Genomic DNA, 14320 nt, shown 5'->3' with positions numbered 1-14320 from the left:
AGATGTGTATAAGAGACAGCGACAATCCTCGAGCTGCGGACGCCGACGACCTCTTGGAAGTCGCCCGGGACGCGTACTGATCGTCGCGGATCGCGAAACGCAACCGATCGAGAGAGTTGGCCCCGGTCACCCGTCGACGCAGCCGAGCACATCCGTTTCCGATACCGCGAGAGGGAGCCCGTGTTCTCCCGCTTCTGGCGGACAGTGAACGCGCGGACCCGGAGTCTCGAACGGAGCGACGACCCGACCGGTGGCGCGTCGATTTCGACGAAAGAGACGATCGATTCCGGACAGGCTCGCGCCGGCTCCCGCATCCTCACGGACGTAGCTCGTCGCCGGTAGCATCAGGTGAGACGGAACGGGAGTACGAGACCGAGAGGAACGAATTTTCGACTCGTAGTCTAGCCTCGATAGGGCCATGCTAAACTATATGAAGGATGGTAACAAATCACCTCCTGTAAATGGTATCAGAGACTGTTAGCGGCCAGTTACGGGAGAATCACGCGGAAGTGAGAGATCGAGTCGAGGATATCGGCGCGTTCGAGTCGTGGATAGACGGGTCTCGATACGAGACGGACGAGGTCGTCGAGACCGTCGATCCCGTCGTCGATGAACCGATCACCACGATTCCGCGCTGCGGACCGACGGACGTCGATACGGCGGTCGACGCCGCGTGGCGCGCGTTCGACGAGGAGTGGTCGGAGACGACCCCTGCCGAGCGATCCCGGCGCATGTTCGAGTGGATCGACGTGCTCCGAGATCACGTCGACGAACTGGCGTTCCTAGAGTGCGTAGACACCGGAAAGCCGATGTCGCAAGCTCGAGGCGAAGTCGAAGGAGCGATCGGAACGCTGGAATACTATGCGTCGATCTGTCAGGGCCAGAGTCAGGACGGGAGACAGGTATCGACGTCCGAGGATCTGCACCTCTACACCCGGAAAGAGCCCTACGGCGTGGTCGGACAGATCACGCCGTGGAACTTCCCGATCTGGGCGGCCGCGTGGAAGCTCGGGCCCGCACTCGGGACGGGGAACGCGACCGTTCTCAAGCCGTCGGCCGAGGCCCCGCTGACGACGATCCGTATCGCCGAACTCTCCGAGGGCATCTTCCCGGACGGCGTGCTCAACGTCGTCACCGGGACCGGCTCGGAGGTCGGCGGCGCACTGACCGAGCACGATGGCGTCCGCAAACTCTCGTTTACCGGCAGCGTCGGCGTCGGACAGCGAGTGATGAAGGCGGCCGCCGAACACGTCGCCCCGGTTACGTTGGAGCTCGGCGGGAAGTCGCCGTTTATCGTGTTTCCCGACGCGGACCTCGAGAAGGCCGTTTCCGCTGTCGCTGACGGCATCTTTTACAGCACGGGAGAGATCTGTGACGCGTTCTCTCGAGCGCTCGTTCACGAAAGCGTTCACGAGGAGTTCGTCGACCGGTTCGTCGAGAAGGCCGAGTCCTACACGCTCGGCGACCCGCTCGACGAGGAGACGACGATGGGGCCGCTCACGACCGAATCTCAGTACGAGACGGTCACGGAATACATCGCCGCCGGTGAGAGCGACGGTGCGACCCTGCTCACGGGCGGCGGTCCGCCGGACGATTCCGGTCTCCGGGACGGCTGGTTCGTCGAGCCGACTGTGTTCGACGACGTAGAGAACGATATGCGCATCGCTCGAGAGGAGATCTTCGGGCCCGTACAGACGATCAACACGTTCTCCAGCTACGATGAAGCGATCGAACTCGCGAACGACACCGAATTCGGACTCGCAGCGGGCATCGCGACCGAGCGGACGTCCGTCGTCCACAACGCGGCGGCGGACATCGAAGCGGGGCTCGTGTACGTCAACGAGTACGGTCCGATCCTGCCACAGGCTCCCTACGGCGGCTTCAAGGAGTCGGGTATCGGAAAAGATCTGGGAACGGAGGTGCTCGACCACTACCAGCAGACGAAATCGGTCTACGTCAATCTCGATGAACCAGAACTCTGACGGGGGCGCAAAAAGACGGTGTCGGCGTGACTGACGAGATGATGATATCACAACATAGTCGAGAAGACCGCCTTCGTCACCGCTGACCGAAGCGACGGAGACACGCAAGAGAGATACCGAAGCGGCAGCCGGAGTACGACACCGCATCCGCCGGCGCTCGGTTCGCGCTCGAGATTGCGTTCGAGGATTCTCGTTTTGATGTCCCCGGCCGGATTGTTCGACTGAACCGTCGGTATGGTCGAAACGTATAAGTGTCTCTCGGTTGGGATTGCAGATGCACTGGTAATACACAACATGAGTCACGCATCGGACTGGGGATCGATTACGGAAACGTGTAGTTCCAACACCGAAACATAATGAAATTCTGGCACATATTCGGTCTGGAAAGCGCAGACGCCGGTGAGAAACTCCTGTTTTTCATCACGGGAGGGGCGTTGCTGGCGTTGGCAGCGGTCGGTATTCGAAGCCCACAGGTCCTGAACGATACGTTTAACGAGGCCTTCGGATGGGTGCTGACGTACTTCGGTTGGTGGTTTATGTTACTCGGAATGGTATTGCTCGTCTTCTCGACGTACATGGTCTTCTCACGATACGGCCACATTCGGATCGGCGGGCAGGACGCCGAGCCGGAGTTCGATTTGTTCTCGTGGCTCGCCATGGTGTTCACGGTCGGCTACAGCGGGTCGATCATCATTTGGGGGGTCGGCGAACCCATCTCGATCGTGAACAGTCCGCCACCGGAGCCGCTTCCGGTCGGGGGGGCCCCGATCGAATCGCTTGCGCTCGCGTTCATGTTCATCCACGAGGTGTTCCCGGGACTCGCAATGTGGTATCCCCCCTTCGCGTTGGCGTTCGGACTGATCATCTACACGCGCGGTACGGACTCGTACAAGTTCAGTTCGATGCTGAAGGTCTTCCTCGACGACGATCGGTACAAGCTTCTCTACTGGACCGTCGACTTGGCGGCGTTGATCGCCATTATCGGCGGCGTCGCGGCGGCTATCGGATTCTCCGCGCAAGTGTTCGCCGCCCTGTTGGATACGGTGTTTGGCGTTCCCCCGACGCTGTTCACGTACGGGCTGTTCGGCGTTCTCGGACTGGTCTTCCTTGGGGACGTCTGGTTGGGACTGCGAAGCGGAATTCGTAACGCCGCTCGAATCACCGTCATCCTCATGTTGATCACGTTCGCGTTGCTCCTCGTGGTCGGACCGACGCTCTTTACACTTAACCTCGGACTCGACGCCGGCGGCGTCTGGCTGAATAACATGTTCCGCCTCTCGCTGTACTCCGCCCCGACGGCCGCGGGCAATTGGCCCCAACAATGGACGAGTTTCTGGTGGGCGTGGTGGGCCGCTTGGGGGCTGTTCGTCGGCAGTTTCGTCGCCCGCGTGTCGAAAGGCCGAACCATCCGCGAGACGTTCGTTTGCCTGGTCATTATTCCCGGCGTGTTGCTCTGGGTACAGCACTCTATCGTCGGCGGCTGGGTGCTCGCACCGGGATACATCGGGCCGGTCAGCGACGCGTTTGCCAGCGGCGGTATCCCCGCCTCGATCGCGACTGCAGTCACTCTCACGCCGCTCGCACCCCTGCTGGGCGTGTTGCTCATATTGGTGATCGCCGGCTACGTCGTGACGTCCTTGGACTCGGCCGTGTACATCCTCTCCTCGATAACGCTCGGCACGGAGGAGCCGAACGCTCGAAACCGCGCGTGGTGGGGCGTCCTGCTCTCTTTCCTCGGCGTGATGACGCTCGAGCTCCCGGTGTTCGATGCGATGCAAGCATTCCCCACGGTGCTCGCGCTCCCGTTCACGCTCTTCCTCCTCGCGATCGCCTACGCGAGTTACGTCACCGCTCGCGAATACTATCGGGGAGAGGCTACGTTAACGAACGAGGGGACGTTAATCACGTCCACGAACACCGATTCTTCGCTCCAACAGGGACAGGACGACGATGACTAGCATGTCGGTTCAGTTCGACGGAGAAGGCGAAAGCGACTCACGCCCTCGAGACCGCTGACCGACACCGGCCGGACGGAGTCGCTCGATATTCTATCCCGCTTCCGATCCGAACGCTCGGACGGGAGCAAACGTAGTATTCGCGGTGCTCCCACACCGACAATGCGCGATCCAACGACGCAACCCCTCTCGAGTGGACCGACTTCGACAGCGAGAGACACTCGGCGATCCCTAACACCGGGACCAGGCACGACGACTTCGGCGACGAACTCGATGAGAACGAGACCAAATCCGAGTTCACATTAGTCACATAATGGATAGATGCCGGCAGAGGTGATAAATCATACAATAGCGGCCATATGTTTTATCAATTGGAACATTCGTTTGGCAGCGTCCCGATTTTTCGGTTATTTCTCACGGAAAATCCGAGTTGCGGTCGTAGTCATTGAAAACAGCGTATATAGAGCATTCTGTTCGGCTTCAGATCGACTGCAGCAGACAGCCAATACTGTTGCTCACGTTCGAATCACAGTTTCGTCAAATGCCACAGGATTCGGATTTGTGTAGTCGCTGACTGTTGGTCGTCTTTCTGTACCCAGTCGTGAACGATCTTTCGCAATCACTCAACACTAAACCTCTCGGTTTCTCGAATTATATTTGGAAACGATAACTCAGTAAGACAGGTCGAGAACTACGCTCAGTAACCGTCGCGGTGCCAGTTCCTGCTACACGACACACAGACCAACCTATTCGTTACAGCCGTTAAAGTGCCGAATAATCTACGATCAGCAAAAGTCCTGAAGAAGAAATCAGAGCACAACTACTGCTACAGGGACGGTGTTAGTCCTCCGATTCGAAGCCCCACGCCTCGAGTCGGTCAACGACTTCGTCGACGTTGTGCATCGCCGCCTCGTAGGCCGCTTCCCGAACGTCGGTCTTCGAAACGTCGGTCCCGAGTTCGTCGCTGACCGCATCGACAAACTCGTCCTCGGCGTCGACGACGTAATCTCGGAGATAGAACTGGACCATCTCGCGGTCCTGCTTGACCGTATCCCGAACGTAAACCCAGGGAACGCCGCCATCGTCAGCGCCGTTTTGGGGTGGCTCGTCGATGATCTCCGCACTCGAGTCAGCGGTGCTCTCATCGTCCCGATCCGTGTCCGTCTCGGACTCGACTCGAGAGTCAGCGTCTTCGGTGACCGGCTGCTCTGGCTCGGGGTCGGATTCAGACTCGTCGGTGGCGGGCGTCTCTTCGGTCGTCTCCGATTCCGCGTCAGCACTCTCCGCTTCCTCTTGGACCTCCGCAAACGGATCGCTCCCGGATCCCTTCTTCATCGGTCGTCAACCTCCTCGATCTCCGTCGCCAGCTGATCGATCTTCTCGAGTGTCTCCATCTCGTGGTCGCGTTGCCGGTCGCGGTGTTCCTCGACGTAGTGTCGCGGCGTACACTGTTGGTCCCAGCAGCCTTCGAAAAGCGACGAGCGCTCGCGGATCGCGACCGGGGCGGGATACCCGCGATCGCGGATCTCCGTGAGGTACCGCTCCTGGGCGGACGTCCGACCGACGCCGTTGGGAACGGCCGCGAGGACGCCGATCTCGGCTTCGAGTCGATCCTCGAGACCGTCGACGAGCTCTTCTAGTCCGAGGACGCTTTGCATTCCCTTGCCGGTGGGCTCGACGGGAATCACTAAGCTCCGCGTCGCCGACACGGCGTTGTAGAGGTGGGGGCCCGCAGTCGCCGGCGGATCGACGACGATCACGTCGTACTCCTGTGGGATACTGGACGCGAGGAGCACCTGTCGAAGCCGGTCGTAGGGATCGAAGTCATCGCCCTCGCCGAGATCGTCGGCCATCTGCTGTGCGCGATTGAGGAGGTCCTCGAGGTTCTCGAGCATGTTGTGACTCGGGAGGAGATCGAAGCCGGACTCGGTTTCGTAAATGAGATCCTCGAGGGGGCCCTTCGGTCGGTCGATCAGGTGCCGAACGATGTTGTCCGCCTGACTGTCGTCGCGAGGAGCGTCGACGTCGAGGAGGTAGGTGAGCGAGCCGTTTTGCTGATCCATATCGATCGCGAGCACGTCGAGCCCGTGATTGGCGTGGGCCTCGAGCAGCGCCGCACCGATCGTCGACTTCCCGACGCCGCCGGCCTCCGAGTAGGTCGTATATGTGAGCATACGAGTTAGTTAGTCTTCTCGAATATAATACTTCGCCATACGTACTCGATAGTCCGTTTGGTTAGGCCAGTCAGTTAGCCTAACTAAAAAGTCGCTTTAACAAGTGTTCTCCTCCAGCCGAACCGGAGCGAGCGGGAGAAACAATACCAGAGTGAATCGATCGGCCGACGCAGAGAACTGCTCCGAGTGGCGATTTCGAGACAGCTACTTGAGAAGCAAGGAAAACTAGTTGGCCTATTTAGCTAGCCTATTTGGTTGGTCCATTCAGTTAGACCAAATAGGACAACTAACGAAGCAGCCTATGGAGATGTCCTTCACTCAGCTTTGAACCCGAGAACCTATTCGAACCGCCTATTCAGCAAGCCTAATCGGAAAGTAGACGATCTAGAAAAGATCATTAGATGGCCTAACCAGTAAGACTAACGTTATGGTCTAACCGACACAGCCGCCTAAACTTGCCAATAGGCCATCCGAACGAGGAAACCGCGTTGGACGAACTGGATCGGTACATTCTCGATAGCGGATTGCTGGCCAGTCCTATTCGAGAACATAGCTAGTTAGCCTAATGAAATAGACTAATCATCATCGCCCAGCAGTGGTGTACAGTTGACCGGAAGTTGCATCGAACATACCGACCCGAACGAGTGGAACCAGCTGACTGAGTGATCGGAAGATGTGGATGGTTGCTGGTGCTCGAGATCTGGATCGGCCCATTCGATTAGTCGTGGACCCGATCGGAACAAAGCGGCCACTCGTTCGGACGACTCGACTGCTCGAGATCTTGGAGACTGTGCACTCAGAAAGTTGGTTGATAGCTCAGGTCGCAGCCAGTTTGGAGAGAATCCGACCCTCTAAGATAGTCCTATTAGTTAGACTAATCAGTTAGCCCATCTAGATAGGATATCGGAATAGCCACGCAGGAGGATATATTTTTCGGCGGTGAATCGAATCCTCACTCACGGTGATCGAACGCGATCCAGTTCGAGGACCAGTACCCGTTCAGTGAACCGCCTCGAGGATCAGCACCCGCTCAGTAGAAGAGACTAAACAGACCGAACTGGATCGGAAGCAAGAGCACGATCGTCGCGACCGAACACGCGACCGTCGTGACGATCAGTTCCCGGGTCTCGAGATCGCCCTCGTTCAGAATGACGATGAGAACCGCCGATTGATAGGGAAAGAAGTACGAACTCAGCGCCAGCACCTCGGCCAACAACACGGGCGTGAACGGAAGTCCCGCTGCATCGATGTAGGGAATCAGAATCGGAGTGAGGACACTCGCGACCGCCAACCCCTCCATCAGGAAGGTGAGTGCGAACGTGATGAAAAAGACGGAGGCGAGTATCACTGCGAGCGAGCCGTCCGTCGGGATCAACTCGAGCAAGTACGTCGCCGAGCGATCGGTGAATCCGGTCTCGGTCAGTCCGTCACCGATGGCGAACACCGCGGCGATAAAGAACAGAATCGAGAAGTCGACATCGCGACCGGCAGTGTCGAAGTCGGCGACGCCGACGGTCGGCAGGAACGCGAGGATGACGACGACGACCGCACCGATCACCGGATGGAACCCGTGGACGAAATCCGTCGCCCAGATCGACGCGCCGACGAGCAGGAACGCCAGCATCCGTCGTTGGGTGCCACCGTCCGCCGGCCCATCCTCGGGGAGCGTGAAACTCGAGTCGGCCGACGGTCGAAAGAAGGCATAGACGATCCCGATGACCAGTAACACGCGAGCGAGGCCCATGACGGGGTACATGTGGAGCCACCACTCGGACCACGAGATGGTGTGTCCGGCGATCGACTGACTAAATCCCGAGATGATGATATTCGGCAGGTCCGCGGTCAGAATCCCCGCGGAGCCGTAAAACGTCGCGAACAACGGGCCGAGATAGAGGCCGACTCGAGCCGCTCGGGAGTCGAAAAGCGAGCCGAGTTCCCGGAGGATCGGTGCGAGCGCGAGAATGCGGACGAGCGCCGAGGGGACGAGAAAGGCCAGCGCGTGGGCACCGATCGAGAGCGCGAACAGCAGTCGGCGGTAGGTTCGGACCGAATCGGCCTCGGTCGGGTCGCCGATGCTTCTGGTCGCGATCCACCGTCCGACTCCGCTCGCGAGGCCGCTCTGGCGTGTCGCTTCGCCCATCAGTAATCCGAATCCGATGAGCCACGTCGCCGGTTTCTGGAAGCCGATGAGCGCTAAGTCCGTCGAGAAGGTCACGGCGATCAGTCCGAGACCGATCAGTCCCGTGTGCGAGGGCGGAACCGGCGTCAGAACCCAGAGAACGATACAGAAGAGCGTGATGGCGAGCATCGTCGCCGCCGTCCCCGAAGCGAGCAGCCACGTTGCGACGGCGACGGCGATAGCGAGGGGAAACGCGAATATCGGTGATCGAACCGCCTCGATCGCTTCCGATCGCGTCATTAACCGATGCTCGGCAACACAACGATAAAATTGTCGTGATTCGTGAACGTGCCGACAGAACCAATTAGAACGGTTTATTGGGGAGTGCGTGTGCGAGCAACTCGATCGGCGTCGGTGGCGACTCGCCGTCGAGCGAGGTCCCAGCGAGCGAACTGTCGGCGGGAACCGGTTCGATTCGACTGTCGCCGAGTTGGGTCCGACAGGACGTTCCCGGTGCGGCGACGACCTCGGCACCGCTGTCCTCGATCTGATCGACGAGGATGTCGCCGATGGACTGACTCAGCGAGTAGTGTTCGGCCTCGTAGCCGAACGTGCCGGCCATGCCACAACAGCCCGAGTCGAGCGGATCGACGGCGTAGCCGGCCCGCCGGAGCACGCCGACGGCGTGGTGGTCTTTCTTCTCCGCCTTCTGGTGACAGTGGCCGTGGTAGACGACAGAGTCGGCGGGTGCCGCCCACTCGACGGCCTCGTCGAGCCGGAACGTGTCCAGATACTCACAGAGGCCGTAGGCGTTCGCGGCGAACCGCTCGACAGCCGTCCCCGACCGCAAGTCGAGGGCGTCGGACTGGAACATCACGGCGTCGGACGGTTCCGCCACGACGATATCCCAGCCCTCGCGGATCCGCGGCTCGAGTGCAGCCACGTTCGTTGCGACGGCATCGCGGGCGGCGTCGACAAACCCTTTCGAGAGCGCCGGCCGGCCGCTGTCGGTCCGGTCGGCCACGTCGACGTGAACGTTCGCGGCCTCCAAGACGCGCACCGCCGCCTTGCCGACCTCGGGATGGCTGTAGTTCGTGTAGGTATCGGCGAAGAGGACGGCTTTGCGCTCGGCCTCGGCTTCGGGAATGCGTGAGCCGCCGCGCTTCGTGAACCACTCCTGGAGCGTCTCGCGGCTGAATTCGGGCAGCGACCGCTCGCTCGCGATGCCGACCGTCTTCTCGGCGAGGAAGTCCGATCCGGGGAGCGATTGGGCGAGGTTCGAGACCGGCGCTAACGCGCTGCCGACGGCGGCCAGGGTATCGAAGTTGGCGAAGAGCCTGTCCCGAAGACTCGCGCCGTGTTCCTGATGGCGCTCGTGCATGACCTCGGTCTTGAGCTTCGCCATGTCGACGCCGCTCGGACAGTCTCGCTTGCAGCCCTTACAGCCGATACAGAGGTCCAGTACCTCCTCGGCGAACTCGTCGTCGGTGGGATCGTCCGGCAGGTCGCCGCTCATCGACTGTCGGAGGAGGTTCGCACGGCCGCGAGTCGCCGTGATCTCCTCGTCGGCAGCGCGGTAGGTCGGACACATTACGCCGCCGGTAGTCTCCTGTTCGCCGCGACAGCCGCCACAGCCGTGACAGAGTTCGACCATCCCCTGCATGCCGTTGTCGTTGTCCCAGTTCAACGACGGCTCGAGCCCGGCATCGTACTCGTAGTCGGCGTCGTACCGGAGGTGCTCGCTCATGTCGTGGTCGCCGCAGACGTTGCCCGGATTGAGCAGCCAGTCGGGGTCAAACGCGGTCTTCAGATCGCGAAAGGCCTGCCAGAGGTCGTCGCCGTAGAGTTTGTGGTTCCACTGGGTGCGGGCCCGGCCGTCGCCGTGCTCGCCGGAAACGCTGCCGCCGAACTCGACGACCATGTCCGTCACTTCGTCGGCGATGGCGACCATGTCTTCGCGGTCCCGGTCGGCCTTCGTATCGACCAGCGGACGGACGTGAAGGACGCCCGGCCCGGCGTGCGCGTAGAACGCCGCGTCGTCGTCGCGGCCCTTCTCGGCCAGCAGCGACCGGAATCGCTCGACGAACTCGGGGAGGTGTTCGGGCGGGATCGCACAGTCTTCGATGAAGCTGATGTGCTTCTCGTCGGACGTCCGCGAGAGCAAGATCGGCAAGCCGGCCTTCCGGAGCGTCCAGAAAGTCTCGCGTTCGGCCTCGTCATGTGCCTCGAGCCCGGCGAACGCGATCGTCTCGTCGATCGCCGATCGATCCTCGGCCGGCGTCCCCTCGGTCTCGGTCCCCGGAACCCGGTCCGCGAGGAGGCCGGCGGTCTGCTCGCGGCCGTGGTCGTCGTCCTCGGCATAGAATTCGACCAGCAGCCCCGCCTCGGCCTCGTCGGGGACGAGCGACGCCGCCGCCTCGAATTCGGTCGTCTCTCGAGCCAACCCGAGGAGCACGTTATCGATGAGCTCGACCGCGGCCGGCCCGTGCTCGAGCACGTGCTGGACATCGGTCACGGCATCGAGTACGCTCTCGTAGAATAACAGAGAGACCGACTTGGTCTCCGGGACGGGCTCGAGGGACACCTCGGCTTCGGTGACGACAGCGAGGGTTCCTTCGCTGCCCGCGAGCAGGCGCGCGAGGTTAATGGTCCCAGTCTCGGCCTCTTCGATGAGGACATCGAAATTGTAGCCCGAAACGTTGCGCTTCAGGTCGGGGAATCGGTCCCGGACCTCATCACCTTCCTCGTCGATGATTCGGACGACTTCGGCGTGGATCCGCTCGAGGAGCGAGCCGTCAGGATCGGCGGAGTCACGGAGCTCAGCGACGGTGATCTCGCCGAGCGTGGCGACTGACCCGTCGGCGAGGACGGCCTCGCATTGCTCGATATAGGCGTCTGTCTTGCCGTAGACCAGCGAGTGTGCGCCCGTCGAGTTGTTCCCGATCGCACCGCCGATTGCGCTGCGGTCCCCGGCCGCCGGATCGGGCGCGAACTTCAGGCCGTGGGGGGCGAGCGCGTCGTTGAGTTCGCCGAGGACTGTCCCTGCCTCAACGTGGGCTCGGTGTTGATCGGGGTCGATCGAGACGACGTCATCCATGTGGCGCGTGAAATCGAGGACGACGGCCTCGTTGACCGCCTGGCCCGCGAGGCTCGTCCCACCGCCGCGCGGAAGGACTGGGATCTCGCGGTCCGCACAGTACGAGACGGTCGCGGCGACATCGGCAGTCGTCTTCGGGTAGACGACGCCGATCGGCGTCAGTTCGTACGCGCTCGCGTCGGTCGCGTACAGTTGCCGCGTGTAGGTGTCGAACCGGACGTCACCCTCGACACGGTCGCGGATCTCGTCGACCAGTGCGGGTCGATCTACGTCCGCCGAGACGAAATCGTACGTGGCCCGCCGATCGTCGATTTCGGCCTCGGTCTCGCCCCCTGCGTCGAATACGGTGTTAGATCTCGCAGTCATTCAGCTAACCCTTCGAATGAGTCGTCATACAGTTCACGACGATAAAGCGTTCGACAATGCGCCACGCCGTGATGTCGACATCGTTCAAAGGAGGAGTTTCTGACAGTATAAATATCACTGGTGGTGGATTTCGTCGACTGTCAGATTCGCGTTCCCAAACGGGTTCCAAAATTTGAGAGACGTGGCACAGTCTAGTTTAGTACCTCCGGTAAAGCCACTCTAGTAAGTGACTTATCTAGTCGCTATTATTGTAGTAGTGTGCGAGCTTCTAAATTAGTCCGCTGATACTTGCCCAATTTCTCCACAAGTTATGGGAATATTTAACCCAAATTTTGAGGGTGTTAAATCACTTTTCGATCAGATATCTCTTGATATAGTTGATTTGGCCTCTCAATCATACCAGGAGAGTACAGTTAGATATCCGTAGCCATTGATCAAAAACACCGTGCCGTCGAGACCGTGTTTCTCGATCAAACGACACAGGAACGCAACGTCTGGGTCGGGGTCTTGCCGTCCGAACACTATGACATCGAGAATTGGCCATGTTTCTAGCTTTATTGTATAGTAGTACCAATATTATCCACTACTAAAGATATAATCTATCTTATTGATAGTGGCCCGCGACGGAGACACCGTCCACAGAACACTTTGCGTTCTGCTGTCGAGACAAATTTTCGATTCACCAACCATTGGAGCGCAAAGCGATCCAAGAGGCGCACAAGAGCGAAACCCTCCTAGGCGTCGACGGGTCCAACGCGCTGTCAGCTAGCCGATGTACCTGTCGTTTGCGGCCGTCTGTCAATACAGCCACACGGATCGATCATTCCGAAAAGTGCTGTCACTCAGATTCGTTACAAGCAGCAATAATGACCTGTGGATCGTCAATCAATCTGTTCTCCATGTAGTTCCCTTTGCCCTTCCCCGCCCATTTACGCTCTTGATTAATTATCGACAGGAACTCGAGTTCAGACAGAATATCGCGAACACGGCGCAGTTTGAGATGGTCAGAGCCATCACGGTCGCAGAGGGTCTTATAGAGATCAAACACTTCGTTGGTCGTGATTGGGACATCATTGCCACCGTTCTGTTGAGACAAGAAGGCCATTGCTTCAAGCACCAGTTTCGCATGGCTCGGACTCTTCGAGATCAGTTCAGCGAGACGGCTGGTTTCCTCACGTTCATGGGCCTGTTCAACGCATTCCTCAGCGACGGCATCGTGATCATTTTCCTCGGCAATCTCTCCAGCAAATCTGAAAATGTCGATCGCCTTTCGTGCGTCACCATGCTCGCGAGCAGCGAGCGCAGCTACTCGAGGAATAACGGCTTCATCGAGGACACCTTCATGAAAGGCATCAGATCGCGAATGTAGTATCTCTCGGATCTGATTCGCATCATATGGTGAGAAAACATATTCGCGTTCACAGAGACTCGACTTGATTCGTTCGTCAAGGGACTCCTTGTACCGAACCTTATTCGAAATTCCGATCACGCCAATTGTGCTTTCGGTGAGTTTCCCCGACTCAACCGCTCGAGAGAGTTGCATAAGAATATCGTCGTCCTCGATCTTGTCGACTTCATCGAGGATTATCAGGGCAACATCGTACCGGTCGTCAACAATTCGCCAGAGGCGGCGATAATATTCCGACGTGCTAAGACCGGAGTGAGGGATTGATACGTCAGTTTTCGTCGGCTCGTTCAGTTGGTAACCGATAGACTGGACGGCCTGCGTTTCCGTTGATTCCTGCAAACAATCGATATAGGCGACACCGATCGAGATATCATTGCTTGCGGCCTGATTCACAGCCTGATTCGTGATGAACTTCGAACAGAGGGATTTTCCAGTCCCCGTTTTTCCGTAGACGAGCACATTGTTCGGCGTATTCCCACGCGTCGCAGGCTTAATCGCGTTCGCCAAATTTGTGAGTTCGTCTTCGCGACCGATGATTCGATCACCGTCCGGAAGATGAGAAACTTGCAACAACTTTTTGAGACGCTATTGGTCGCGAATTACATCCCGGAGTGCCGCTGTATTGGGATCAACGTCACCCCGAGATTCCGCTGTATAAATCATCGATACTCCGGAATGCCGCTGTATACGAGTCCAACGCTGAGTTCCCAGTGGTACTGATCAAAACAGGATCGAGAAATGAGAAGATGCACTGCGTTTCCGCTGTATAGATTCGGATATCGGGAAGAGATACGCTCACTCGAAGAATGGTGAGTGCGGAGTGCCGCTGTATTCGGAGACACACACCCCTCGTTGCCGCTGTAACAATTTGATGGCCGGCGCAAGTTGAAATAGTCCGGTGACCGCAGGACCCAATGAAAGACAGCGTGACAGCAGAAATGAGACCGAGAACGTTGCGGTACAGTTCGTCTCGAGCAGGAATCTCCGTTCAATACACTTAGTGGTCGTTCCGAAGCAATAGTACTTAGTTGTAATGATAACTCGACACTCCGTCCCCACAAACGGACAGCTAGATCAGCCGTATAAGTACATCTCAGAATTTTAGTCGGTAGAAGGGATTTCAAGCAGCTATACAGCGGCAACGAGGGGTGTGTCTGCTACGACGAGATAGGCTCCAGTTCAATATAATCAGTCAGCGTTACGTCCGGTATCTATCTCG

At 58.8% G+C, this 14320-nt stretch carries 7 protein-coding genes; 2 read left to right on the top strand and 5 right to left on the bottom strand.

The window, feature by feature from the left end; all coding sequences use genetic code 11:
- Positions 1–461 precede the first annotated feature (461 nt).
- Positions 462–1982, top strand: a complete 1521-nt coding sequence (locus C489_RS19765) for an aldehyde dehydrogenase family protein (RefSeq protein WP_049891147.1) — start codon at positions 462–464, stop codon at positions 1980–1982.
- Between the two features lie 356 nt (positions 1983–2338).
- Positions 2339–3940: a BCCT family transporter gene (locus tag C489_RS19760; RefSeq protein ID WP_006433160.1), complete on the top strand. Its 1602-nt coding sequence runs from the start codon at positions 2339–2341 to the stop codon at positions 3938–3940.
- 837 nt (positions 3941–4777) lie between these two features.
- Here C489_RS19760 and C489_RS19755 read toward each other — a convergent pair.
- From C489_RS19755 to C489_RS21180, 5 genes are all read right to left on the bottom strand, one after another.
- A complete protein-coding gene (locus tag C489_RS19755; protein ID WP_006433159.1) occupies positions 4778–5272 on the bottom strand; it encodes a hypothetical protein in 495 nt (164 codons plus the stop codon).
- Positions 5269–6111 (bottom strand): ParA family protein, encoded by an 843-nt coding sequence (locus C489_RS19750; RefSeq protein WP_006433158.1) that lies wholly within the window; start codon positions 6109–6111, stop codon positions 5269–5271. The genes C489_RS19755 and C489_RS19750 overlap by 4 nt, the downstream gene beginning before the upstream one ends.
- A gap of 1030 nt (positions 6112–7141) precedes the next feature.
- Positions 7142–8530: an SLC13 family permease gene (locus tag C489_RS19745; RefSeq protein ID WP_006433157.1), complete on the bottom strand. Its 1389-nt coding sequence runs from the start codon at positions 8528–8530 to the stop codon at positions 7142–7144.
- 64 nt (positions 8531–8594) lie between these two features.
- A complete protein-coding gene (locus C489_RS19740; RefSeq protein ID WP_006433156.1) occupies positions 8595–11693 on the bottom strand; it encodes an FAD-binding and (Fe-S)-binding domain-containing protein in 3099 nt (1032 codons plus the stop codon).
- Between the two features lie 838 nt (positions 11694–12531).
- Positions 12532–13671: a Cdc6/Cdc18 family protein gene (locus C489_RS21180; protein ID WP_006433155.1), complete on the bottom strand. Its 1140-nt coding sequence runs from the start codon at positions 13669–13671 to the stop codon at positions 12532–12534.
- Positions 13672–14320 lie beyond the last annotated feature (649 nt).

The sequence above is a fragment of the Natrinema versiforme JCM 10478 genome (assembly GCF_000337195.1).
GTDB classification, from domain to species: domain Archaea; phylum Halobacteriota; class Halobacteria; order Halobacteriales; family Natrialbaceae; genus Natrinema; species Natrinema versiforme.
The sequence above is the reverse complement of the archived record's forward strand: the minus strand, read 5'-3'. Positions and strand labels throughout refer to the sequence as shown.

What these genes read in the sequence shown, in the direction of transcription:
- C489_RS19765 (WP_049891147.1), top strand. Translation starts at nt 462, where the DNA reads ATGGTATCAGAGACTGTTAGCGGCCAGTTACGGGAGAATCACGCGGAA.
- C489_RS19740 (WP_006433156.1), bottom strand. Translation starts at nt 11,693, where the DNA reads ATGACTGCGAGATCTAACACCGTATTCGACGCAGGGGGCGAGACCGAG.
- C489_RS19760 (WP_006433160.1), top strand. Translation starts at nt 2,339, where the DNA reads ATGAAATTCTGGCACATATTCGGTCTGGAAAGCGCAGACGCCGGTGAG.
- C489_RS19750 (WP_006433158.1), bottom strand. Translation starts at nt 6,111, where the DNA reads ATGCTCACATATACGACCTACTCGGAGGCCGGCGGCGTCGGGAAGTCG.
- C489_RS19745 (WP_006433157.1), bottom strand. Translation starts at nt 8,530, where the DNA reads ATGACGCGATCGGAAGCGATCGAGGCGGTTCGATCACCGATATTCGCG.
- C489_RS19755 (WP_006433159.1), bottom strand. Translation starts at nt 5,272, where the DNA reads ATGAAGAAGGGATCCGGGAGCGATCCGTTTGCGGAGGTCCAAGAGGAA.